This window comes from Martinezella tropici (assembly GCF_003287875.1).
Taxonomy (GTDB): Bacteria; Pseudomonadota; Alphaproteobacteria; order Rhizobiales; family Rhizobiaceae; genus Rhizobium; species Rhizobium tropici_C.
The window spans coordinates 152,582-174,727 of record NZ_QMKK01000025.1 but is presented as its reverse complement, the minus strand read 5'-3'; the positions used below and the strand labels follow the sequence as shown (position 1 = coordinate 174,727).

Here is a 22,146-nt window from a genome sequence, read left to right as displayed (position 1 = left end):
ACTCCGTCCTTAATTCTGTTTCCCGGTATTGGCGATCGCCTTCGACAGGGCGTCGCTTACCAGATCCTCGACGCGGATGCGGGCCTCCAGCGATTGCTTGAAGGCGGCCGAGGCCGATTTGGCCGCATCGGGCAGGCCGTTCCATTCGGTAACCGCGCCCGGCAGATCGCCATTCCTGACCTTGTCCTCGAAGCGGGCGGCGATGGCATCGATGCTGTCGCCAGGGACATTGCCAACGGGGCGGACCTGCACCAACGACTTGGCGCCCGCCATCAGGCGGTTGCTCCAGCTCTGGTTCGGATCGTCCGTCTGTGCCGTTGCGACGATTGCGGTTGCAACATCGGAGACCTGGCGGATCAGGTCGGCGCGGGAGGGCACGCCGGTTTGGGCGAAATTCTTGAGATCGGCAACGGCAGGATCGTCCGGCGCGACATTGGCGAAGGTATCAAGCTCGGGCTGGAAGGGACCGCCGCGGTCGATCGCCGCCTTCAACGCAGCTGCGGCAATGGCGCGGGCCACAGCGCTTTCCTGGCTCGGTCCGCTCAGCTTCTTTTCGGCGTCGTCGAGACGTTTGCTGACTTCGGCATCCGAGGTTGCCTGGCTCTGGGTCGCCTTGCTGAGATCCGCCTTCAGCTGCTCGACTTCGCCGGTCAGCGACGCGATCTTCTGGTCGGATGCTGCGCCTGTCGCCCCGCCCGATCCGCCCGCAGACGTGCCGTTGGCTACGCTTGTCTCCAGCGCTGCGACGCGGGCTGCTAGCGTCTCGTCGGGCTTGGCCGCCGGCGCGGTAGCGAGATTGGCGATGTTCTGCTTGAGCCCGTCGATCTCTGCATTCAATGCGGCTATGTCGGCAGAATTGTCCTTGGCGGCGCGGCTGCCGGGCAGGAAACCGGCATATTGCAAGGCGCTGGCACAGATGAGGGCAATCAGGCCGCCGACAATGCCGGCCGCAATAAGGCCCGAGGTCGAGCCTTCGCGCGGCGGCTGCTGCGGCCGGTCGGCGTGAGGAGGCTCAGGCTCTGCCTGCTGTGTCGTCGTTTGCCGTTCTTCCGGAGTGGCGGCGAAGATGGACTCCTGGGATCCCTCGGGAAGCGGCTCCTTGTCCGTTTCGAGCGGCATTTCCACTTCATTGGCGGAGGAGGAGCCAGGTTCATCATGACTGCGCTCCGTCACGTCTTCCGGAGCTGCGTCCTGCGCTGTTTTTTCGGCTTCCAGGTCGATCGTGACCGGTTCGTCGTTGGGCTTCGAATGGTTAGGCGGTTTTCGCGATACCATGAGGTCCTCTTTATTATGCGCTGCAACGAAGTTAGACAGACAAGACGATTATGGAAAGGCCTTAGATCAAAATTGCGGCGTTACGCCTGGATCAGGAACGACAGAAGCCGGTCTTCGTTCGGCATGTCGGCGATGTCGGTTTGGGAATGCATCCGCGCCGGAACGGCTTCGGCGATCGCTTCGCTCAGGCAGAGGAATCGCGTTTCGGCGAAGGCTTCCGGATTTTCCCGGACGAAAGGTAGGCCGAAAAAGCGCTGTGCCGTTTGATGAGAGTAAAGCAGCACGGCATCGGCGCGGGCGTCTGTAAAAAGCCGGCGAAGAACGGCATTTTCGGGAGTGATGCCATGCATCCTGTAGCATTCTACAGTGACGAAAGGCAGCTGCAGCTCCGTCAATCCGGCTTCGAAACCGGGCGCCCGCGGGGAGCCGGCGAGATAGAGCAGGGGATTCCCACCTAGGCTGGCCGGATGGCCTGATATCAAGGTGGCAAGCTCGGCGCCGCCACCTTCGGACATGGCGATATTGCTGAATCCGAGATCGGCGGCTTCCTTTGCTGTCACCTTTCCGACAGCAAAAAGACGGCGACCTAAATGCGGCGCCAGATCCGCGCCTAATGATGCAAGCGTGCGGATCGCTTCGGCACTGGTGACGGCGATGGCGCCCCGCGTGTTCAGGAGCGCCCGCCCTGCTTCTGCGACATGATGCACGGGCTCCGCGAGCGGCAGCAGGAGGGCTTCGTGCCCCATCTGCGCCAGTCGCCGCACGGTGCGTTCACCCGAATGCTGGGGGCGGGTGACGACGACGCGCATCTTTCATCAGGTCCAGTCTTCGAAGAAGGTGCTGCCGGCCTCGGCCCGAATCGCCTGGCCGGCATTGACGCCGAGTGCCTCGGCATCGCGCCGGTGGCCCTCGATAGTTGTTGTGTGTACCTGCCTGCCATCCGGAGTGAGGATCATGCCGAAGAAGCGCAGATGATCGCCTTCGCAAATTGCGTAGCCGGCTATCGGCGTGCGACAGGAACCGTCAAGTGCCGCCAGGAAGGCACGTTCGCAGGATACGGCGTCGAAGGTCGGCCCGTCATTGACGGCAGCGAGCAGGTTATTCATCCGCTGATCGTCGATCCGGCTTTCGATGGCGATTGCGCCTTGCGCGGGTGCCGGCGGAAAATCATCGGGGTCGAGAATATCGGTGATGACCTCGACCATGCCAAGCCGCTTCAGCCCGGCAAGCGCCAGCAAGGTGGCGTCGGCCTGCCCCTCTTCCAGCTTGCGCAGACGCGTCTGGACGGAGCCGCGGAAGGTGATGACATTGATATCCGGGCGCAGACGGCGGATCAGCGCCTGGCGGCGCAGCGATGCCGAGCCGACGGTGGCGCCGTACGGCAGCTCGATCAGTTTCGGCGCGGTGCGGCCGATGACGGAATCGCGGATATCTTCACGCGGCAGATAAGCGGTAAGCCCGAGGCCTTGGGGCAGCTTCGTCGCCATATCCTTGGCCGAATGCACGGCGAAGTCGAGCTCGCCCGACGTCAGTTTTTCTTCCAGCTCCTCGGTGAACAGGCCCTTGCCGCCGATTGCCGCGAGCGAGCGGTCGGTGATGCGGTCGCCCTTGGTGGTGAGAACGACGATTTCGAACATCTCCTCCGGAAGGCCGTGGGCCGCCATCAGGCGGTCGCGCGCTTCTCGCGCCTGGGCGAGCGCCAGCGGGCTGCCGCGCGTGCCGATCCGGAAAGGTTTTGTTTGCATCCGCTTTGATCCGTTGTTACCGACAGTTCCCGTAACCATATTTCCGCTTTACCGCAATCGACCTGTAGGCAACGAACTTTCTCCATGGCATCCGTTCTTCGTATTCTCGGCATCGAAACAAGCTGCGACGAAACCGCCGCGGCCATTGTCGAGCGCCGGGATGACGGCACGCCCATGGTCTGTTCCGATGTCGTCCTCAGCCAATTGGACGAGCATAGCGCCTATGGCGGCGTCGTGCCGGAAATCGCCGCGCGGGCGCATGTCGAGGCGCTCGATACGCTGATCGACGAAGCATTGAAACGCGCCAATGTGTCGCTCTCGGACGTCGATGCCATTGCCGCCACCTCCGGTCCCGGCCTCATCGGCGGCCTGCTCGTCGGCCTGATGACCGGCAAGGCGATCTCGCGGGCGACAGGCAAGCCATTATACGCCATCAACCATCTGGAAGGCCATGCCCTGACGGCGCGGCTGACGGACGGACTTGCGTTTCCCTATCTGATGCTGCTCGTGTCCGGCGGCCACACGCAGCTGATTCTGGTGCGCGGCGTCGGCGAATACGAGCGCTGGGGCACGACCATTGACGATGCGCTCGGCGAAGCCTTCGACAAAACGGCCAAGCTTCTGGGGCTGCCCTATCCCGGCGGCCCGGCCGTGGAAGCAGCCGCCAAGAACGGCAATCCGGACCGTTTCGATCTTCCGCGGCCGCTGGTCGGCGAGACGCGCCTCGATTTTTCCTTTTCCGGCCTGAAAACGGCGGTGCGGCAGGCGGCCACGGCGATTGCTCCTGTCACCGAGCAGGATATCGCCGATATCTGCGCCTCCTTCCAGAAGGCAATTTCGCGCACGCTGAAGGATCGCATCGGCCGGGGCCTGCAACGCTTCAAGACGGAGTTCCCGAAGACCGAGGAAAAGCCGTCGCTTGTCGTGGCCGGTGGTGTCGCTGCCAATCTCGAACTGCGCCGCACGCTGCAGGAGCTTTGCGATGCCAATGGCTTCCGCTTCATCGCGCCGCCATTGAGATTGTGTACGGACAATGCCGTCATGATCGCCTGGGCGGGACTGGAGCGCATGGCGACGGGAGCGGTGCCTGACGATCTCGATGTGCAGCCGCGCTCGCGCTGGCCGCTGGATCAGAAGGCGGAAACCCTGCTCGGACACGGCAAACGAGGAGCAAAGGCATGAGCGGCAACGAGCGGATCGCAGTCATCGGCGCCGGCGCTTTCGGCACGGCGCTTGCCGCCGTCATCGCATTGACCGGCCGCAGCGACGTCACCCTCGTCGGCCGCAAGGCCGGTCTGATGGCGGATCTCGCCGCCGATCGCATGCATGATGCCGTGTTGCCCGGGGTCGAGCTGCCGGATTCGCTGGGGTTTTCGGCCGAGGCGGATGCCGTTTCCAATGCCGGCATCATTCTCTTCGCCATGCCCTCGCAGGCACAGGCCGATGCTGCCCGCCATTATGGGCCTTACCTCGCCAAGGATGCCGTCGTCGTCACCTGTGCCAAGGGTATCGACAAGGTTTCCGGCGATCTGCTGACCGACATGCTGGAGCGGGAGCTGCCGGAGCATGCTATCGCCGTTCTTTCCGGGCCGGGCTTTGCCGCCGACATCGCCAAGGGCCTGCCGACTGCCATGGCGATCGCTGCCGCAGACATGGCGGTGGCGGAACGGCTTGCCCAGGCGATTTCCGGCCCGACCTTCCGCCTCTACGCCTCGGATGACCGCATCGGCGTGCAGCTCGGCGGTGCCTTGAAGAATGTGCTCGCGATTGCCTGCGGCATCGTCGAGGGCCGCGGGATCGGCGATTCCGCCCGTGCGGCGCTGATCAGCCGCGGTCTTGCCGAGATGTCTCGCTTCGTTGCGGCCAAGGGCGGCAAAGCCGAGACCGTGCGCGGGCTTTCCGGTCTTGGCGATCTCGTGCTGACGGCCACCAGCCATCAATCCCGCAACCTGCGATTCGGTATCGCGCTGGGTGAAGGCAAGGCTGGCGATCCGACGCATGGCGCGCTGGTCGAAGGCGCCTATGCCGCTTCCATCGCTTCGCGGCTCGCCCACGAACTCGGCATCGACATGCCGATCACCGACGCGGTGTCCGCCATCATCGACGGCAAGCTCGACATAGCCACAGCCATCGGGCAATTGATGACGCGGCCGATCACCACGGAATAGGTTGAATAACAAGGCATCTCTGGATATATTACTGGATATATAGGAGACCTTGATGACCAGCTCGCAGAGACGCGCAGTGCAGAATTACCGCTCCCGTCTTGGCGAGCGCGGTCTGGCACGCTTCGAGGTGCTGGGGCTCGATGAGGATAAGGCGCTCCTTCGCTCGCTGGCACGGCATTTGGCCGAGGATGGTGCCGAAGCGGCCCGCATTCGCGATGTCGTCACCAAGACGATCTCGAAAGAGCCTTCAAAAAAGGGCGGTGTCATTGCCGCGCTCCGAAGTTTTCCTCTCGAAGATGCTGAACTGGATCTCGAACGGCTGCGGACCGAGCCGCGTGAGATCGATCTGTGACGCGCTACCTGCTGGATACCAACATTGTTAGCAATGCGATCAAACCGGAGCCTTCGCAGGCGCTTTTGGCATGGTATGCGGAGCAAGCGGATGACGATTTATTTGTTCCATCTCTCGTGGTGGCCGAGATTCGGCGCGGTATTTTAATCATGCCAGCGGGTCGCAGGCGCAGTTTGCTGGAAGCATGGTTTTCAAGCTTTGCAGGACCGCAGACAGTATTTGCCGGGCGAATCCTTCCTTTTGACGAGCGCGCTGGATTGATCTGGGCGCAACTCATGGCCGAAGGGCGGTCGATTGGGCGCCCAAGAAATGCCTTTGATATGATTATCGCCTCTATAGCTGTCGTGAACGATTGTGTTTTGGCCACGGACAACGAAAAAGACTTTTGGGGCCTCGATATCATCAACCCCCTTCGCGCAGAAACAAGATGACGTGCCGCAAGTAAGGCCTTATCCATCGCCATCAATAGTTTCGATTTTCTTGGGAGAATTAAACCATGCTGTTTGCCTTTGTCTGCAAGGACAAGCCCGGTCATCTGAATGTTCGCATGGAGACGCGTCCGGCGCATCTGGAGCATCTGAACAAGCTCAATGCCGAAGGGACGCTGAAGATGGCCGGTCCTTTCCTGGACGCGGAGGGCAAGCCGAACGGTAGTCTCGTGGTCGTCGATGCCGAGAACATCGAGGCGGCCAAGGCGCTTGCCGATGCCGATCCCTATACGAAGGCCGGCCTGTTCGAGAGCGTCGAAATCAAGCCGTTCAACTGGGTCTTCAACAATCCGGAGGCATGAGAGATGGCGCACTGGCTTTATAAATCCGAGCCGTCCTCCTGGTCCTGGCAGCAGCAGAAGGATGCGGGCGCAAAAGGCACCGAATGGACCGGCGTGCGCAACTATCTCGCCCGGAACAACATGCGGGCCATGCAGATCGGCGACAAGGGCTTCTTCTATCATTCCAATGACGGGCTCGAAATCGTTGGTATCGTCGAGGTCTGCGCACTCGCGCATCCGGATTCGACCGCCAAGGACGATCCGCGCTGGGAATGTGTCGACATCCGCGCCGTCCGTGATATGCCGAACCCGGTGTCGCTCAAGGATATCAAGGCCAATCCGAAGCTCTCGCAAATGTCGCTCGTCACCTCCATGCGGCTTTCGGTGCAGCCCGTGACGGATGAGGAATGGCTGGAAGTCTGCCGCATGGGCGGTCTGGACAATCCGCCGGTCTGATCCGACTGGAGGTTGAGTGAAAACCGATCCCGAGAGCTTCATCCGTGCCAATACCAGCCTCATGGCGCCGCCGCATGTGCCGGAAATCCGGCTGCATCTGGCAAGCGAGGCGCATGAGCTGTGGCTGAAGACGGAGGAGGAGTTGGAAGCGATCGGCCTGCCGCCGCCCTTCTGGGCCTTTGCCTGGGCCGGCGGCCAGGGTCTGGCGCGCTATATACTCGATCATCCGGAGATCGTTGCCGGCAGAACAGTGCTGGATTTTGCGAGCGGCTCCGGGCTTGTCGCGATTGCTGCCAAACGTGCGGGTGCGCGACATGTGTTGGCCGTCGATATCGATCCATGGGCCGGCACGGCGATCCGGCTCAATGCTGCTGAAAATGGTGTGGCCCTGGATTTTTCCGGCGACGATATGATCGGGCAGGCCGTGGATGAGGGCGTCATTCTTGCCGGCGATGTCTTCTATGATCGCGATTTTGCCGCGAGCCTCGTTCCCTGGCTAAGACGTTTGGCGGGCGACGGGAAGACCGTTCTGGTCGGCGATCCCGGCAGGGCCTATCTTCCGAAGGACTGCCTGGAGGCGCAGGCAATCTATCAAGTGCCGGTCACGCGGGCACTCGAGGATAGCGAAGTCAAGAAAACGACGGTTTGGCGATTTCTTGCCGGGTAAAGATCGTCAGTGCCGGATGACGCAGACGCCCGCTTCGTATGAGCAGGGGTTGGCGGCATAGCGGACATCGATGACTTTCGCCTTTGGCCTCGGCTGAATCGCGGCGGGGCGGGCATAGGGATTGTAGCCGCCATAGCCGATAACATAGGTGCCGCCATCGGCCCGATAGACATCGGCCGAGCCGGCATAGCTGCCGGCGTTTGCCGCGTCATGCCGTTCCATGATGACGATCCGGGTAGGTTGCTGCTCGCGCCTCTGGGGCTGGGATATTTGGCTCAGGTGCACCAAGCCGGAGCGATCGTGATGATGCCAGTGGCGGTAGTCGCCCGCCGAGGCCGGGGCGAAGGAAAGAGTGGCTGCTGCCGCCAAAACGAGCGCTGCTGCCTTGAAAAGATGCGGCTTCATGATTCGCTCCGCTTCGGCCGGTTAATGAAATCTTAACGACAGATTGCCCCAAGACCGCAACGAAGTCCACGCCAGGGTTGATGAAATGGTAAACGGCCCGGATTGGAAAGCTCGTCTCTGCATACCCGCTAAAGTGCAGAGCGATCCGAATCGATTAAATTCGAGGCAGGCATCAATTGTGCTTGTCGATAGGCGTCCGGGTGATTAATGGTCGCAATGATGCAACGCACACTACATGTCTTTGTAAGGGCGTTGCCCCGGATAACCGGGTTCTAAGCGTATCGTAACGCCGCGAGGTTCTGATGGCGAACGTCACACAAAACCGGCCTCTGTCGCCGCACCTGCAAATTTACAAACCCATCCCCACCATGGTCATGTCGATCGTCCACCGCATTACCGGCGGCGCGCTCTACTTCGGCACGCTGTTGGTCGCCTGGTGGCTGATCGCCGCGGCGACGGGCCAGGGCTATTTCGAGCTGGTCAACTGGATCATGGGCACGATCATCGGCCGTATCATCCTGCTTGGCTACACCTGGGCGCTGCTGCACCACATGCTTGGCGGTCTGCGCCATTTCGTGTGGGATCTCGGGCATGGTTTCGATCCCGCCGTTTCGACCAGGATGGCCAAGGCCACGCTCGTCGGCTCGATCTGTCTGACCGCTTTGGTCTGGATCATCGGCATCGTCATCCGGCTGGGTTGATTGGCATGACCGCTTCCGGAAGCGCTCGGATGCCTTTCGGGATCATGCTTTAAAGGATATTTCTCATGGATATGCGCACTCCCCTGGGCAAAGTCCGCGGTCTCGGTTCCGCCAAGGAAGGTACCGATCATTTCTGGCGCCAGCGCCTGACCGCCGTTGCCAACGTTCCGCTCTTTCTCTTCTTCGTCATCTTCCTGCTAATCTATGCCGGCGCGCCCTACGCTGAAGTCGTGCATGCGATCTCGAACCCGATCGTCGCCGTCATCTTCGGCCTGATGGTGATCTCCGCCATCATTCATATGAAGATCGGCATGCAGGTTATCATCGAGGACTATGTCCACGGCGAATTCGGCAAGATCGTCCTTCTCATGCTCAACACGTTCTTCGCGGTCGTCGTGGCGGGGCTCTGTCTTTTCGCCATTCTGAAGATCGCGTTCGTAGGATAATTGCATCATGGCACCGAACTCTTCTGCTCAGAATGGGCCCGCTCAGAACGGGAAAGCCTACAAGTATATCGACCACTCCTATGACGTGATCGTCGTCGGCGCCGGCGGCGCGGGTCTGCGCGCCACGCTCGGCATGGCCGAACAGGGCTTCCGCACCGCCTGCATCACCAAGGTCTTCCCCACCCGTTCGCACACCGTCGCAGCCCAGGGCGGCATTGCCGCCTCGCTGCAGAACATGACGCCGGACAGCTGGCAGTGGCATCTCTACGACACCGTCAAGGGCTCCGACTGGCTGGGCGATGTCGACGCCATGCAGTACATGGTCATGGAAGCGCCGAAGGCCGTCTACGAGCTCGAGCACTACGGCGTGCCCTTCTCGCGTAACGAAGAAGGCAAGATCTATCAGCGCCCGTTCGGCGGCCACATGCAGAATTTCGGCGAGGGGCCGCCGGTACAGCGCACCTGTGCTGCCGCCGACCGTACCGGCCACGCTATCCTGCACACGCTCTACGGCCAGTCGCTGCGCAACAATGCGGAATTCTTCATTGAGTATTTCGCGCTCGACCTCATCATGTCCGATGATGGCAGCCGCTGCACCGGCGTCGTTGCATGGTGCCTCGATGACGGCACGATTCATCGCTTCGCCGCCAAGATGGTGGTACTGGCGACCGGCGGCTACGGTCGTGCCTATTTCTCGGCGACGTCTGCCCATACCTGCACCGGTGACGGCGGTGGTATGGTGGCTCGCGCCGGTCTGCCGCTGCAGGACATGGAGTTCGTGCAGTTCCATCCGACCGGCATTTACGGTTCGGGCTGCCTGATCACCGAAGGCGCGCGCGGCGAAGGCGGTTATCTCGTCAATTCCGAGGGCGAGCGTTTCATGGAGCGCTATGCTCCCTCGGCGAAGGACCTTGCCTCGCGCGACGTCGTTTCGCGCTGCATGACGCTGGAAATCCGCGAGGGACGCGGCGTCGGCAAGAACAAGGACCATATCTTCCTGCATCTCGACCATCTCGATCCGGCCGTGCTGCACGAGCGCCTGCCCGGCATTTCCGAGAGCGCGCGTATCTTCGCCGGCGTCGATGTGACCCGCGATCCGATCCCTGTCCTGCCGACCGTTCACTACAATATGGGCGGTATTCCCACGAACTATTGGGGCGAAGTGCTGAATGCCGACAGCAGCAATCCCGAGCGCGTGCTGCCGGGCCTGATGGCTGTCGGCGAAGCCGGCTGCGCATCGGTGCACGGCGCCAACCGCCTCGGCTCCAACTCGCTGATCGACCTCGTGGTCTTCGGCCGTGCCGCCGCCATCCGCGCCGGTCAGGTCATCGACCGCAACAGCCCGGTTCCGCCGGTCAATGTTGCCGCCTGCGACAAGATCATGGAGCGCTTCGATCGCCTGCGCCATGCCAGCGGCTCGACGCCGACGGCAGCACTGCGCGAGAAGATGCAGCGCGCCATGCAGGAAGACGCGGCCGTGTTCCGTACGCAGGAATCGCTGGAATCCGGCTGCCGTCGCCTTTCGGAGATCTGGAAGGAGCTGCCTGACATCAAGGTCACCGACCGCTCGCTGATCTGGAATTCCGACCTTGTCGAGACGTTGGAGCTGCACAATCTGATGGCCAACGCCATCACGACGATCTACGGCGCCGAGGCCCGCAAGGAAAGCCGCGGCTCGCATGCCCGCGAGGACTATACCGAGGGCAAGTTCGCCGGCCGCGACGACGAAAACTGGCGCAAGCATACGCTCGCCTGGGTCAATGAGGCAGGCGACGTGAAGCTCGACTATCGTCCGGTTCACACCGACCTGATCGCCGAAGGCATCGATCCGCACAAGATCGAGCCGAAGGCACGCGTGTACTGATCTGAGAGGAACTGACCATGGTTGAACTCGCTCTCCCCAAGAACTCTCAGATGCGCGAAGGTAAGGTCTGGCCGAAGCCGGTCGGCGCCAAGAATACGCGCGAATTCCGCGTCTATCGCTGGAGCCCGGATGATGGCCAGAACCCGAGCATCGATACTTATTATATCGATGTCGACGACTGCGGTCCGATGGTGCTCGACGGTCTGCTCTACATCAAGAACAAGATCGACCCGACGCTGACGCTGCGCCGCTCCTGTCGCGAAGGCATTTGCGGCTCCTGCGCGATGAACATCGACGGTACCAACACGCTCGCCTGCACAAAGGGTCTGGACGAGATCAAGGGCACGGTGAAGGTCTACCCGCTGCCGCATATGCCCGTCGTCAAGGATCTCGTGCCCGATCTGACGAACTTCTACGCGCAGCACCGCTCGATCGAACCCTGGCTGAAGACGGTCTCGCCGCCGCCGGCCAAGGAATGGAAGCAGAGCCATGAAGACCGCCTGAAGCTCGACGGTCTTTACGAATGCATTCTCTGCGCCTGCTGCTCGACCTCCTGTCCGAGCTACTGGTGGAACGGCGACCGCTATCTCGGCCCGGCCGTCCTGCTGCAGGCCTATCGCTGGCTGATCGATTCCAGAGACGAAGCCAAGGGCGAACGCCTCGACAACCTTGAGGATCCCTTCCGCCTGTATCGCTGCCACACGATCATGAACTGCGCTCAGACCTGCCCGAAGGGTCTGAACCCGGCCAAGGCAATCGCCGAAATCAAGAAGATGATGGTCGAGCGGCGGGTTTAAGCCCGCCGTTTCCGGCCATTTGACCGCGAACGAGGAGATAATGCTTCGGCAGATTTGCCGAAGCGCCCGAGTGGCCGCCAGACGAGATGAGATATCATCCGTCTCGGATGAGATCGGTCAGGACGGCGAAATTTGCCACCTGCATCCATTTTGGGCGAGGCTGGCAGAGATTAGCCTTGAAACCACCCGATTCTTGTCCAGCTATCGCCTACGGCAATTTGTAGCGGTATCGACTTGATTAACCAAAGTGAAATACGATAATTCGGACATCATTAAACATGACTTCGCAGATGTCAGCGGTGGACAATCAACTAGGAGTGTGATGATGCAGTTTAGATATGCAGTGACGGCTGCGGCGATTGGCCTGTCGCTTGCCGGTTGCCAGCGCACGGCATACAATAACGACAGTTATTCGTCTCCGGCACCACTGCAGGCTCAGCCTGTTCCTTCCGTCCAGTCCAGCCAGCTTCCGCCCCCGGGCGCCGGTAACGGCTCGCAATTCCCGGCTGCTCCGGCGAGCGCGCCGAATGGGGCCAATCCCGCGCAGCAGCAGGCGATGGCGGCTTCCGCCATGGATGTTACGAAGGAATCGATGGTCGGCAGCTGGAAGGTCAGCAATGGCGGATCGAGCTGCGACATGTTCCTGACGCTGACGAATCTCGGCGGCGGCTCGCGCGGCGGTACGCGCGGTTGCGCCGGCGAACTGACCTCGATGGGTTCGTGGGAAGTTTCCGGCAAGCAGGTTCTCCTGAAAAATCGTGACGGCTCGACGATCGGCACGGTCTACAAGACAGCAGATTCCCGCTTTGACGGCTCGACCGCCTCCGGCCAGCCGCTCAGCCTCAGCCGATAAGCTTATTTGAAGGGGCGGCGTCCCTTGGATGCACCCCATTTGCACAGGCGGATATTTCCCCATGCAGCCCATGCCAGATTACTCGCTCAGCGTCTGCGAACAGCTAAAGGCGCTGACGGCGTCCGGATCCCTTCAGGTGGATTCGGCGCAGATGGATGTGGCGAAAATGTTGGACCGGGTGCTTGCCGATCTCAAGCGGAAGCGGCCGGCTGCCAAATCCAGCGCGCTCGGCTGGATGTTTGCCGCGCGCAAGAAGTCCGCCGAGACGATCAAAGGCCTTTATATTCACGGCAGCGTCGGACGCGGCAAGACCATGTTGATGGACATGTTCTTCTCGATGGCGCCCTGCCAGAAGAAGCGCCGGGCGCATTTCTTCGAGTTCATGGCCGATGTGCACAATCGCATTGCGGCGCAGCGGCTGAAATTCAAGAATGGCGAGACTAAGCAGTCCGATCCCATACCGCCTGTTGCAGCCGATCTCTACGCCGAAGCCGAACTGCTGTGCTTCGATGAATTCACCGTCACCGACATTGCCGATGCGATGATCCTCTCACGGCTGTTTTCCGAGCTGTTCTCGCTCGGCTGCGTGCTGATCGCGACGTCGAATGTCGAGCCGGACAATCTCTATCGCGACGGGCTCAATCGTGGCCTCTTCCTCCCCTTCATCGATCTGTTGAAGAAGCATGTCAATGTGGTGACGCTGGATTCGCCGACCGATTACCGCATGGAAAAGCTGAACAGCCAGCCTGTCTATCTCACTCCGCTTGACCAACGCGCCGACATGGCGATGGACGCCTCCTGGATGCAGGCATTGCACGGGCGCAAGGCGCAGCCGATGGAAATCCCCATGAAGGGGCGCTCCATCCATGTGCCGCTTTCCGTCGATCGCATGGCACGCTTCTCCTTCGCCGATCTCTGCGACGCGCCGCTCGGGCCTGCCGATTTCCTCGCCATCGCCGAGCGTTTCGATACGATCTTTCTCGATCACGTGCCGAAGCTTGGCCCGGACAAGCGGAACCAAACGAAGCGTTTCATCATTTTGATCGATACGCTCTACGATCATAATATCCGCCTTTACGTCTCCGCGGCTGCCATGCCGGAAGATTTGCTTGAGGAGCGGCGGGGGACGGAAGGCTTCGAATTCGACCGCACAGCGTCGCGGCTATTCGAGATGCGCAGCGCCGAATATCTGGCTCAGACTCCGGCCAGACGTGCCGCCGAGTAACAATTTGGTGACGAAATGTCTTACGTTTACGTAAGACATTTTCGATCTAACCGATTGAAATTCCTGATCTCAAAATAATCAATTGCCAATTTCGCCCTTTGGGTCTATGCGATTGGCGGCTATTGTGGATGCCTTTCACGGTATCCCGCCACGGATTTTGATCGCAAAGGATACACCGAAATGGCGCGCAACAAGATCGCACTTATTGGTTCTGGCATGATTGGTGGCACGCTGGCGCATCTCGCCGGCCTGAAGGAACTGGGCGACATCGTCCTGTTCGACATCGCGGACGGCATTCCTCAGGGCAAGGGCCTCGACATCGCCCAGTCCTCCCCGGTCGAAGGCTTCGACGCCAACCTCACCGGCGCCAGCGACTATTCCGCGATCGAAGGCGCTGACGTCTGCATCGTCACCGCCGGCGTTCCCCGCAAGCCGGGCATGAGCCGCGACGATCTTCTCGGCATCAACCTCAAGGTCATGGAGCAGGTCGGCGCCGGCATCAAGAAGTATGCCCCGAACGCTTTCGTGATCTGCATCACCAATCCGCTCGACGCCATGGTCTGGGCGCTGCAGAAGTTCTCGGGCCTGCCGACCAACAAGGTCGTCGGCATGGCCGGCGTGCTCGACTCGTCGCGCTTCCGCCTCTTCCTCGCCAAAGAATTCAACGTATCGGTCGAAGACGTCACGGCCTTCGTTCTCGGCGGCCACGGCGACTCGATGGTTCCGCTCGCCCGCTACTCCACCGTTGCCGGCATTCCGCTGACCGACCTCGTCACCATGGGCTGGCTGACCGCCGAGCGCCTCGAAGAAATCATCCAGCGCACCCGTGACGGCGGCGCCGAAATCGTCGGCCTGCTCAAGACCGGTTCTGCCTATTACGCTCCGGCCGCTTCCGCCATCGCCATGGCTGAATCCTACCTCAAGGACAAGAAGCGCGTCCTGCCTTGCGCCGCGCACCTCGATGGCCAGTATGGCGTCAAGGACATGTATGTCGGCGTTCCCACCGTCATCGGTGCCGGCGGCATCGAGCGCGTTATCGAGATCGACCTGAACAAGGCCGAAAAGGAAGCCTTCGACAAGTCGGTCGCAGCCGTTGCGGGTCTTTGCGAAGCCTGCGCCACGATCGCGCCGTCGCTGAAGTAATTTCCGCCTTCCAACAGGGATAGACCCATGAACATTCATGAATACCAGGCCAAGGCGCTGTTGAAGAGCTATGGCGCCCCCGTCGCGGACGGCGTTGCCATCTTCTCCGCCGATGAAGCCGCCGCCGCTGCCAAGCAGCTCCCCGGCCCGCTCTACGTCGTCAAGAGCCAGATTCACGCTGGTGGCCGTGGCAAGGGCAAGTTCAAGGAACTCGGCCCGGACGCCAAGGGCGGCGTTCGCCTCGCCAAGTCCGTTGACGATGTTGTCGCCAACGCCAAGGAAATGCTCGGCCACACGCTGGTGACCAAGCAGACCGGGCCGGCCGGCAAGCAGGTCAACCGCCTCTATATCGAAGACGGCGCCGACATTGATCGCGAACTCTACCTCTCGATCCTCGTCGACCGCTCCGTCGGTCAGGTTGCTTTCGTCGTTTCGACCGAAGGCGGCATGGACATCGAGACCGTCGCGCACGACACGCCGGAAAAGATCATCACCGTGGCCATCGACCCGTCGACGGGTGTGACGGCTGCCAACACGGCTGCCCTTTCCGACGCGCTGAAGCTCGAGGGTGCTGCCCGCGAAGATGCCGCCAAGCTCTTTCCGATCCTCTACAAGGCCTTCGTCGAAAAGGACATGGCGCTCCTCGAGGTCAACCCGCTGATCGTGATGACCAATGGCCGCCTTCGCGTTCTCGACGCCAAGGTTTCCTTCGACGGCAATGCGCTCTTCCGCCATGAAGATATCCGCGCGCTGCGCGACACGACGGAAGAAGACGAGAAGGAAATCCAGGCCCACGAATATGATCTCGCCTATGTCGCCCTCGACGGCAACATCGGCTGCATGGTCAATGGCGCCGGTCTCGCCATGGCAACCATGGACATCATCAAGCTCTACGGCGCTGAGCCGGCGAACTTCCTCGATGTCGGCGGCGGCGCTACCAAGGAAAAGGTCACGGCCGCCTTCAAGATCATCACCGCCGATCCGGCTGTCCAGGGCATTCTGGTCAACATCTTCGGCGGCATCATGAAGTGCGACGTCATTGCCGAAGGCGTGCTCGCAGCCGTCAAGGAAGTCGGTCTGAAGGTTCCGCTCGTCGTGCGCCTCGAGGGCACCAATGTCGAGCTCGGCAAGAAGATCATCAACGAATCCGGTCTCAACGTCATCTCCGCAGATGACCTGGACGATGCCGCCCAGAAGATCGTGAAGGCAGTCAAGGGCTGATCGGGATGGCTGCTTCCTTCGCTCCAACGGCTGCTCATCTTCGCCTCGGTGCCTTTGCCGGCACCTGGGAAGGGGAGGAGCGTGTCGCGGCTTCGGCCTGGACGAAGGAAGGCACGGCAACCGCGCAGCTCACGGCCGAGTGTCTGTTCGGCGGATTTTTCGTCGAACAGCGCTATGTCCAGAAGCGGGACGGCGCCACATCGTTCGAAGCCCGGAACATTCTCGGCTTCGACGCTGCGGATCAGGCCTACAAGCTCTATCAGTTCGATACGGTGGGCTTTACGCCTGCCGCGCCGGCTTCCGGCGAATGGATCGACGACAAGCTTGTGCTGACCAAGGTCTCGCCGCGCGGTCAACAACGCACTCTCTTTCAGTTCGAAAATGAAGACTGCTACCGCATGGGCGTCACGTTCTCGCCCGCCGGCAGCGATACATGGCAGGAGGTCGTCAGCGGCTTGTACCGTCGCGTTGCCTCCGCGTCTTCCAACCTCTCGTAACAAAGGCCTCGCATGTCTATTCTCATCAACAAAGACACCAAGGTTCTGGTTCAGGGCCTGACCGGCAAGACCGGTACCTTCCACACCGAACAGGCGCTTGCCTATCACGGCACGAAGATGGTCGGCGGTATCCATCCTTCCAAGGGCGGTGAAACCTGGACCGGCAAGGACGGCGAAAAGCTGCCGATCTTCAAGTCCGTCGCCGAAGGCAAGGACGCTACCGGCGCCAACGCCTCGGTCATCTACGTTCCGCCGGCGGGCGCCGCAGCTGCGATCCTCGAAGCGATCGACGCCGAGATCCCGCTCATCGTCTGCATCACGGAAGGCATTCCGGTCGCCGACATGGTCAAGGTCAAGGATCGCCTGATCAAGTCGAAGTCGCGCCTGATCGGACCGAACTGCCCGGGCGTCCTGACCCCGAACGAGTGCAAGATCGGCATCATGCCGGGCTCCATCTTCAAGAAGGGCTCCGTCGGCGTTCTCTCGCGTTCCGGCACGCTGACCTATGAAGCCGTGTTCCAGACCACCAATGAAGGCCTTGGCCAGACAACGGCTGTCGGCATCGGCGGCGACCCCGTCAAGGGCACCGAATTCATCGACGTCCTGGAAATGTTCCTTGCCGACGACGAAACCAAGTCGATCATCATGATCGGCGAAATCGGCGGCTCGGCGGAAGAAGACGCCGCACAGTTCCTCAAGGACGAAGCCAAGAAGGGCCGCAAGAAGCCGATGGTCGGCTTCATCGCCGGCCGCACGGCACCTCCCGGCCGCACGATGGGCCATGCCGGCGCTGTCATCTCCGGCGGCAAGGGCGGCGCGGAAGACAAGATCGCGGCGATGGAATCGGCAGGCATCCGCGTGTCGCCGTCGCCGGCGCGTCTCGGCAAGACGCTGGTGGAAGTCCTGAAGGGCTGAGCCTACCTATAGCAAGGCCGGACGGGGCGGCAGACGCCTTGTCCCGTCCGGTTTAGACATTCGCAAGTGCATACCGACGGCCTTGATGGCCTCAGATGAAATACGGTCGCCGGGAACCCCGAAAACCGGCAATGCAAACAAGTTGGGAGACGGGCGAGAGCGCCCGCAGATTCACCATGGCAAGGCAAGAAGCCAACGAGCAATTTCAGATCACCTCGTTCCTGGATGGCGCCAACGCTGCCTATATCGAGCAGCTTTATGCGCGCTACGAGGACGATCCTTCGTCGGTGACCGACGAATGGCGGTCTTTCTTCAAGGCGCTCGAGGATAGCCCCGACGACGTGAAGAGGGCGGCCAAGGGCGCCTCCTGGCAGCGTAAGAACTGGCCGATCCCGGCAAAGGGCGATCTCGTTTCCGCGCTCGACGGCGATTGGGGCGTTGTCGAGAAGGTTATCGAAACCAAGCTGAAGGCGAAGGCCGAAACCGCCAGCGCGCCGGCGAGCGCAACCGATGTCCTGCAGGCGACGCGCGATTCCGTGCGCGCCATCATGATGATCCGCGCTTATCGCATGCGCGGCCATCTGCACGCCAAGCTCGACCCGCTCGGCATCGCCGCTCCCGTTGAAGACTACAAGGAGCTGTCGCCGGAAGCCTACGGCTTCACCGAGGCCGACCTCGACCGAAAGATCTTCATCGACAACGTGCTCGGCCTCGAATTCGCGACCCTTCGCGAGATGATCGAGATCCTTGAGCGCACCTATTGCTCCACCCTCGGCGTCGAATTCATGCACATCTCCAACCCGGAGGAAAAGGCCTGGATTCAGGAGCGCATCGAAGGGCCGGACAAGGGCATCGCTTTCAATCCCGAGCGCAAGAAGGCCATCCTCCAGAAGATCATCGAAGCCGAAGGCTACGAGCAGTTCCTCGACGTCAAGTTCAAGGGCACCAAGCGCTTCGGCCTCGACGGCGGCGAATCGCTGATCCCGGCGCTCGAACAGATCCTGAAGAGCGGCAGCCAGCTCGGTCTCAGGGAAGCCGTGTTCGGCATGGCCCATCGCGGCCGCCTGAACGTGCTGTCCCAGGTTATGGGCAAGCCGCACCGCGCCATCTTCCACGAGTTCAAGGGCGGCTCCTACGCGCCTGACGAAGTCGAAGGTTCGGGCGACGTGAAGTACCATCTCGGTGCCTCCTCGGACCGCGATTTCGACGGCGCCAAGGTGCACGTCTCGTTGACGGCAAACCCGTCGCATCTGGAAATCGTCAATCCGGTGGTCATGGGCAAGGCCCGCGCCAAGCAGGACATGGGCGCCACCCAGTGGGACGGCGATATCATCCCGCTCTCCGAACGCGCCAAGGTCGTGCCGCTGCTGATCCATGGTGACGCGGCTTTCGCCGGCCAGGGCGTTGTTGCCGAAATCCTCGGCCTCTCCGGCCTGCGCGGTCACCGCGTTGCTGGCACGATGCATGTCATCATCAACAACCAGATCGGTTTCACTACCAATCCGGCCTTCTCGCGCTCGTCGCCCTATCCGTCCGACGTCGCCAAGATGATCGAAGCGCCGATCTTCCACGTCAACGGCGACGATCCGGAAGCGGTTGTTTATGCCGCGAAGATCGCGACCGAATTCCGTATGAAGTTCCACAAGCCCGTTGTGGTCGATCTCTTCTGCTACCGCCGTTACGGCCATAATGAAGGCGATGAGCCGTCCTTCACGCAGCCGAACATGTACAAGGTCATCCGCGCCCATAAGACGGTGCTGCAGATCTATTCGCAGCGTCTGATCAGCGAAGGCGTGCTGACCGAAGGCGAAGTCGAGAAGATGAAGGCCGATTGGCGCGCCCACCTCGAGCAGGAGTTCGAGGCCGGCCAGTCCTACAAGCCGAACAAGGCCGACTGGCTTGACGGCGAGTGGTCCGGCCTGCACACGGCCGACAATGCCGACGAGCAGCGCCGCGGCAAGACCGCCGTGCCGATGAAGTCGCTGAAGGAAATCGGCCGCAAGCTGTCGGAAATCCCGGCTGGCTTCCACGCCCACCGCACCATCCAGCGCTTCATGGAAAACCGCGCCAACATGGTGCAGACAGGCGAAGGCATCGACTGGGCCATGGCGGAAGCCCTGGCATTCGGTTCGCTCGTCGTCGAAGGCCACAAGATCCGCCTGTCCGGTCAGGATTGCGAACGCGGCACCTTCTCGCAGCGTCATTCGGTTCTCTACGATCAGGAGACGGAAGAGCGCTACATTCCGCTCGCCAATCTTTCGCCGACCCAGGCCCGCTACGAAGTCATCAACTCGATGCTCTCGGAAGAAGCGGTTCTCGGCTTCGAATACGGCTATTCGCTCGCCCGTCCGAATGCGCTGACCCTCTGGGAAGCCCAGTTCGGCGACTTCGCCAATGGTGCACAGGTCGTTTTCGACCAGTTCATCTCGTCGGGCGAACGCAAGTGGCTGCGCATGTCCGGTCTCGTCTGCCTGCTGCCGCATGGCTATGAAGGCCAGGGTCCGGAACATTCTTCGGCCCGTCTGGAACGCTACCTGCAGCTCTGTGCAGAAGACAACATGCAGGTCGCCAACGTCACGACGCCGGCGAACTACTTCCACATCCTGCGCCGTCAGCTAAAGCGCGACTTCCGCAAGCCGCTGATCCTCATGACGCCGAAGTCGCTGCTGCGCCACAAGCGCGCCGTGTCGACGCTTACGGAGATGGCGGGCGAAAGCTCCTTCCATCGCCTGCTGTGGGACGATGCGGAAGTGATCAAGGATGGCCCGATCAAGCTGCAGAAGGACAACAAGATCCGTCGCGTCGTCATCTGCTCGGGCAAGGTCTACTACGATCTCCTGGAAGAGCGCGAGAAGCGCGGCATCGACGATATCTACCTGCTGCGCATCGAACAGCTCTATCCGTTCCCGGCCAAGGCGCTCATCAACGAGCTCAGCCGCTTCCGCAATGCGGAAATGGTCTGGTGCCAGGAAGAGCCGAAGAACATGGGCGCATGGTCCTTCATCGATCCCTATCTGGAATGGGTGCTTGCCCATATCGATGCCAAGTACCAGCGCGTTCGCTACACCGGCCGTCCGGCCGCCGCCTCTCCGGCGACGGGCCTGATGTCCAAGCATCTGTCGCAGCTTGCGGCGTTCCTCGAGGACGCGCTCGGCGGGTGAGGGGTTGCGCGATGACGCGTTTTCGTTTGAAAATCGCGTCGTCGCGCTCCAGCCTTCCGCTTGATGCGACGGGGGAGAAGATGGCCGTCATGCAGCAACATGCAGCCTATCGCCACGATCAAGCAAAAGCCCGGTCGGCCGCTGATGTTGTCCGGGCGCCAGCGTCGCGGTGTGTCACCCGTCCGCCGGTCCTCTGTCGCCGGAATTCCATCTAACTCAAAATGACGAAAATCAGGATTTGAACAATGGCCACTGAAATCCGCGTTCCTACCCTCGGCGAATCCGTCAGCGAAGCGACCGTCGGTACCTGGTTCAAGAAGGTCGGCGATGCCATCAAGGCTGATGAGCCGCTTCTCGAACTTGAAACCGACAAGGTCACGATCGAAGTTCCGGCACCTTCCGCCGGCACGCTTTCCGAAATCGTTGCCCAGGCCGGCGAAACCGTAGGCCTCGGCGCGCTGCTCGGCCAGATCTCCGCCGGCAACGGCGCTGCCGCCGCTCCGGCACAGGCTGCCGCACCGGCTGCTCCGGCACCGGCCGCGGCTGCACCGGTTGCAGCGCCTGCCGTTTCCGCTCCGGCGTCTTCCATGCCGCCGGCACCGGCTGCAGCCAAGCTGCTCGCCGAAAACAATCTTTCCGCCGATCAGGTCGAAGGCAGCGGCAAGCGCGGCCAGGTCCTGAAGGGTGATGCCATCGCCGCTGTCGCCAAGGCTGCTTCGGCGCCGGCCGCCGCACCGGCTGCGCCCGTTGCCGCCCGTGCCCCAACCGCCGTCGAGGATGTCAATCGCGAGGAGCGCGTGAAGATGACGCGCCTGCGCCAGACGATTGCGCGCCGCCTCAAGGATGCACAGAACACCGCCGCCATGCTCACCACCTATAATGAGGTGGACATGAAGGCTGTCATGGACCTGCGCAACAAGTACAAGGACGTCTTCGAGAAGAAGCATGGCGTGAAGCTCGGCTTCATGGGCTTCTTCACCAAGGCCGTTACGCACGCGCTGAAGGAACTGCCTGCTGTCAACGCCGAGATCGACGGCACCGACATCATCTACAAGAACTACTGCCACATCGGCATGGCTGTCGGCACCGACAAGGGCCTCGTCGTTCCTGTTATCCGCGATGCCGACCAGATGTCGATCGCTGAAGTCGAGAAGGAGCTTGGCCGTCTGGCGAAGGCTGCCCGCGACGGCTCGCTGTCGATGGCCGACATGCAGGGCGGCACCTTCACCATCACCAATGGTGGCGTCTACGGTTCGCTGATGTCCTCGCCGATCCTGAATGCGCCGCAGTCGGGCATTCTCGGCATGCACAAGATCCAGGAGCGTCCGGTCGCCATCGGCGGTCAGGTCGTTATTCGCCCGATGATGTACCTGGCGCTCTCCTACGACCATCGTATGGTGGACGGCAAGGAAGCGGTTACCTTCCTCGTGCGCGTCAAGGAAAGCCTGGAAGATCCGGAACGTCTCGTTCTCGATCTCTAAGGGGA

The 22,146-nt window shown here is 61.5% G+C and carries 22 protein-coding genes and 1 pseudogene; 19 read left to right on the top strand and 4 right to left on the bottom strand.

Going from position 1 to position 22,146, the window contains the following annotated elements; all coding sequences use genetic code 11:
- Positions 1-9: 9 nt before the first annotated feature.
- The 3 genes from DQ393_RS08870 to hemC form a co-directional block, all read right to left on the bottom strand.
- A complete protein-coding gene (locus tag DQ393_RS08870; RefSeq protein WP_112341379.1) occupies positions 10-1,275 on the bottom strand; it encodes a COG4223 family protein in 1,266 nt (421 codons plus the stop codon).
- An 80-nt stretch (positions 1,276-1,355) separates the two neighbouring features.
- Positions 1,356-2,084 carry a uroporphyrinogen-III synthase gene (locus DQ393_RS08865; RefSeq protein ID WP_112341378.1) on the bottom strand — a complete coding sequence of 243 codons (729 nt, stop codon included), beginning with the start codon at positions 2,082-2,084 and terminating at the stop codon, positions 1,356-1,358.
- Between the two features lie 6 nt (positions 2,085-2,090).
- On the bottom strand, positions 2,091-3,020 hold the full coding sequence (gene hemC / locus DQ393_RS08860) for a hydroxymethylbilane synthase (protein WP_112341377.1): 930 nt from the start codon (positions 3,018-3,020) through the stop codon (positions 2,091-2,093).
- A gap of 84 nt (positions 3,021-3,104) precedes the next feature.
- Between hemC and tsaD the strand changes: the two genes are divergently transcribed.
- The 7 genes and pseudogenes from tsaD to DQ393_RS08825 form a co-directional block, all read left to right on the top strand.
- Complete coding sequence (gene tsaD / locus DQ393_RS08855) at positions 3,105-4,202, top strand: tRNA (adenosine(37)-N6)-threonylcarbamoyltransferase complex transferase subunit TsaD (RefSeq protein ID WP_112341376.1); 1,098 nt, start codon at positions 3,105-3,107, stop codon at positions 4,200-4,202.
- Positions 4,199-5,188 (top strand): NAD(P)H-dependent glycerol-3-phosphate dehydrogenase, encoded by a 990-nt coding sequence (locus DQ393_RS08850; protein WP_112341375.1) that lies wholly within the window; start codon positions 4,199-4,201, stop codon positions 5,186-5,188. Before tsaD ends, DQ393_RS08850 begins: the two co-directional genes overlap by 4 nt.
- 52 nt (positions 5,189-5,240) lie before the next feature.
- The gene (locus tag DQ393_RS08845; protein ID WP_112341374.1) at positions 5,241-5,540 is read left to right on the top strand and encodes a hypothetical protein; all 300 of its coding nucleotides are present in this window, start codon (positions 5,241-5,243) and stop codon (positions 5,538-5,540) included.
- Entirely contained in the window at positions 5,537-5,971 is a 435-nt protein-coding gene (locus tag DQ393_RS08840) for a PIN domain-containing protein (RefSeq protein WP_112341373.1), read from the top strand. Before DQ393_RS08845 ends, DQ393_RS08840 begins: the two co-directional genes overlap by 4 nt.
- Before the next feature lie 65 nt (positions 5,972-6,036).
- The gene (locus tag DQ393_RS08835; RefSeq protein ID WP_112341372.1) at positions 6,037-6,330 is read left to right on the top strand and encodes a YciI-like protein; all 294 of its coding nucleotides are present in this window, start codon (positions 6,037-6,039) and stop codon (positions 6,328-6,330) included.
- Positions 6,331-6,333: 3 nt separating this feature from the next.
- Positions 6,334-6,765 carry an EVE domain-containing protein gene (locus tag DQ393_RS08830; RefSeq protein WP_112341371.1) on the top strand — a complete coding sequence of 144 codons (432 nt, stop codon included), beginning with the start codon at positions 6,334-6,336 and terminating at the stop codon, positions 6,763-6,765.
- Positions 6,766-6,781: 16 nt separating this feature from the next.
- A pseudogene (locus DQ393_RS08825) lies at positions 6,782-7,432 on the top strand (class I SAM-dependent methyltransferase); the annotation flags it as partial.
- Positions 7,433-7,438: 6 nt separating this feature from the next.
- Here DQ393_RS08825 and DQ393_RS08820 read toward each other — a convergent pair.
- Positions 7,439-7,837, bottom strand: a complete 399-nt coding sequence (locus DQ393_RS08820; protein WP_112341369.1) for a hypothetical protein — start codon at positions 7,835-7,837, stop codon at positions 7,439-7,441.
- Between the two features lie 302 nt (positions 7,838-8,139).
- On the opposite strand from DQ393_RS08820, the gene sdhC reads away from it, so the two are divergent.
- The 12 genes from sdhC to odhB all read left to right on the top strand — a co-directional run bounded on the left by sdhC (position 8,140) and on the right by odhB (position 22,141).
- Positions 8,140-8,538 (top strand): succinate dehydrogenase, cytochrome b556 subunit, encoded by a 399-nt coding sequence (gene sdhC, locus DQ393_RS08815; RefSeq protein ID WP_112341368.1) that lies wholly within the window; start codon positions 8,140-8,142, stop codon positions 8,536-8,538.
- A 65-nt stretch (positions 8,539-8,603) separates the two neighbouring features.
- On the top strand, positions 8,604-8,984 hold the full coding sequence (gene sdhD / locus DQ393_RS08810) for a succinate dehydrogenase, hydrophobic membrane anchor protein (protein WP_112341367.1): 381 nt from the start codon (positions 8,604-8,606) through the stop codon (positions 8,982-8,984).
- A 7-nt stretch (positions 8,985-8,991) separates the two neighbouring features.
- Complete coding sequence (sdhA, locus tag DQ393_RS08805) at positions 8,992-10,848, top strand: succinate dehydrogenase flavoprotein subunit (protein WP_112341366.1); 1,857 nt, start codon at positions 8,992-8,994, stop codon at positions 10,846-10,848.
- 17 nt (positions 10,849-10,865) lie between these two features.
- Positions 10,866-11,645 (top strand): succinate dehydrogenase iron-sulfur subunit, encoded by a 780-nt coding sequence (locus DQ393_RS08800; RefSeq protein ID WP_004107862.1) that lies wholly within the window; start codon positions 10,866-10,868, stop codon positions 11,643-11,645.
- Positions 11,646-11,970: 325 nt separating this feature from the next.
- On the top strand, positions 11,971-12,498 hold the full coding sequence (locus DQ393_RS08795; protein ID WP_112341365.1) for a protease inhibitor Inh/omp19 family protein: 528 nt from the start codon (positions 11,971-11,973) through the stop codon (positions 12,496-12,498).
- 61 nt (positions 12,499-12,559) lie between these two features.
- The gene (gene zapE, locus DQ393_RS08790) at positions 12,560-13,723 is read left to right on the top strand and encodes a cell division protein ZapE (RefSeq protein ID WP_112341364.1); all 1,164 of its coding nucleotides are present in this window, start codon (positions 12,560-12,562) and stop codon (positions 13,721-13,723) included.
- Positions 13,724-13,903: 180 nt separating this feature from the next.
- The gene (mdh, locus tag DQ393_RS08785) at positions 13,904-14,866 is read left to right on the top strand and encodes a malate dehydrogenase (RefSeq protein WP_015341411.1); all 963 of its coding nucleotides are present in this window, start codon (positions 13,904-13,906) and stop codon (positions 14,864-14,866) included.
- Positions 14,867-14,893: 27 nt separating this feature from the next.
- On the top strand, positions 14,894-16,087 hold the full coding sequence (gene sucC, locus DQ393_RS08780) for an ADP-forming succinate--CoA ligase subunit beta (RefSeq protein WP_112341363.1): 1,194 nt from the start codon (positions 14,894-14,896) through the stop codon (positions 16,085-16,087).
- Between the two features lie 5 nt (positions 16,088-16,092).
- Positions 16,093-16,584 (top strand): DUF1579 family protein, encoded by a 492-nt coding sequence (locus tag DQ393_RS08775; RefSeq protein WP_112341362.1) that lies wholly within the window; start codon positions 16,093-16,095, stop codon positions 16,582-16,584.
- A 12-nt stretch (positions 16,585-16,596) separates the two neighbouring features.
- Positions 16,597-17,499, top strand: a complete 903-nt coding sequence (gene sucD, locus DQ393_RS08770; RefSeq protein WP_095432963.1) for a succinate--CoA ligase subunit alpha — start codon at positions 16,597-16,599, stop codon at positions 17,497-17,499.
- A 176-nt stretch (positions 17,500-17,675) separates the two neighbouring features.
- Positions 17,676-20,660 (top strand): 2-oxoglutarate dehydrogenase E1 component, encoded by a 2,985-nt coding sequence (locus DQ393_RS08765; protein WP_112341361.1) that lies wholly within the window; start codon positions 17,676-17,678, stop codon positions 20,658-20,660.
- Between the two features lie 245 nt (positions 20,661-20,905).
- On the top strand, positions 20,906-22,141 hold the full coding sequence (gene odhB, locus DQ393_RS08755) for a 2-oxoglutarate dehydrogenase complex dihydrolipoyllysine-residue succinyltransferase (protein WP_112341360.1): 1,236 nt from the start codon (positions 20,906-20,908) through the stop codon (positions 22,139-22,141).
- Positions 22,142-22,146: the final 5 nt, after the last annotated feature.

What these genes read in the sequence shown, in the direction of transcription:
- DQ393_RS08870 (WP_112341379.1), bottom strand. Translation starts at nt 1,275, where the DNA reads ATGGTATCGCGAAAACCGCCTAACCATTCGAAGCCCAACGACGAACCG.
- DQ393_RS08865 (WP_112341378.1), bottom strand. Translation starts at nt 2,084, where the DNA reads ATGCGCGTCGTCGTCACCCGCCCCCAGCATTCGGGTGAACGCACCGTG.
- hemC (WP_112341377.1), bottom strand. Translation starts at nt 3,020, where the DNA reads ATGCAAACAAAACCTTTCCGGATCGGCACGCGCGGCAGCCCGCTGGCG.
- tsaD (WP_112341376.1), top strand. Translation starts at nt 3,105, where the DNA reads ATGGCATCCGTTCTTCGTATTCTCGGCATCGAAACAAGCTGCGACGAA.
- DQ393_RS08850 (WP_112341375.1), top strand. Translation starts at nt 4,199, where the DNA reads ATGAGCGGCAACGAGCGGATCGCAGTCATCGGCGCCGGCGCTTTCGGC.
- DQ393_RS08845 (WP_112341374.1), top strand. Translation starts at nt 5,241, where the DNA reads ATGACCAGCTCGCAGAGACGCGCAGTGCAGAATTACCGCTCCCGTCTT.
- DQ393_RS08835 (WP_112341372.1), top strand. Translation starts at nt 6,037, where the DNA reads ATGCTGTTTGCCTTTGTCTGCAAGGACAAGCCCGGTCATCTGAATGTT.
- DQ393_RS08830 (WP_112341371.1), top strand. Translation starts at nt 6,334, where the DNA reads ATGGCGCACTGGCTTTATAAATCCGAGCCGTCCTCCTGGTCCTGGCAG.
- DQ393_RS08820 (WP_112341369.1), bottom strand. Translation starts at nt 7,837, where the DNA reads ATGAAGCCGCATCTTTTCAAGGCAGCAGCGCTCGTTTTGGCGGCAGCA.
- sdhC (WP_112341368.1), top strand. Translation starts at nt 8,140, where the DNA reads ATGGCGAACGTCACACAAAACCGGCCTCTGTCGCCGCACCTGCAAATT.
- sdhD (WP_112341367.1), top strand. Translation starts at nt 8,604, where the DNA reads ATGGATATGCGCACTCCCCTGGGCAAAGTCCGCGGTCTCGGTTCCGCC.
- sdhA (WP_112341366.1), top strand. Translation starts at nt 8,992, where the DNA reads ATGGCACCGAACTCTTCTGCTCAGAATGGGCCCGCTCAGAACGGGAAA.
- DQ393_RS08800 (WP_004107862.1), top strand. Translation starts at nt 10,866, where the DNA reads ATGGTTGAACTCGCTCTCCCCAAGAACTCTCAGATGCGCGAAGGTAAG.
- DQ393_RS08795 (WP_112341365.1), top strand. Translation starts at nt 11,971, where the DNA reads ATGCAGTTTAGATATGCAGTGACGGCTGCGGCGATTGGCCTGTCGCTT.
- zapE (WP_112341364.1), top strand. Translation starts at nt 12,560, where the DNA reads ATGCAGCCCATGCCAGATTACTCGCTCAGCGTCTGCGAACAGCTAAAG.
- mdh (WP_015341411.1), top strand. Translation starts at nt 13,904, where the DNA reads ATGGCGCGCAACAAGATCGCACTTATTGGTTCTGGCATGATTGGTGGC.
- sucC (WP_112341363.1), top strand. Translation starts at nt 14,894, where the DNA reads ATGAACATTCATGAATACCAGGCCAAGGCGCTGTTGAAGAGCTATGGC.
- DQ393_RS08775 (WP_112341362.1), top strand. Translation starts at nt 16,093, where the DNA reads ATGGCTGCTTCCTTCGCTCCAACGGCTGCTCATCTTCGCCTCGGTGCC.
- sucD (WP_095432963.1), top strand. Translation starts at nt 16,597, where the DNA reads ATGTCTATTCTCATCAACAAAGACACCAAGGTTCTGGTTCAGGGCCTG.
- DQ393_RS08765 (WP_112341361.1), top strand. Translation starts at nt 17,676, where the DNA reads ATGGCAAGGCAAGAAGCCAACGAGCAATTTCAGATCACCTCGTTCCTG.
- odhB (WP_112341360.1), top strand. Translation starts at nt 20,906, where the DNA reads ATGGCCACTGAAATCCGCGTTCCTACCCTCGGCGAATCCGTCAGCGAA.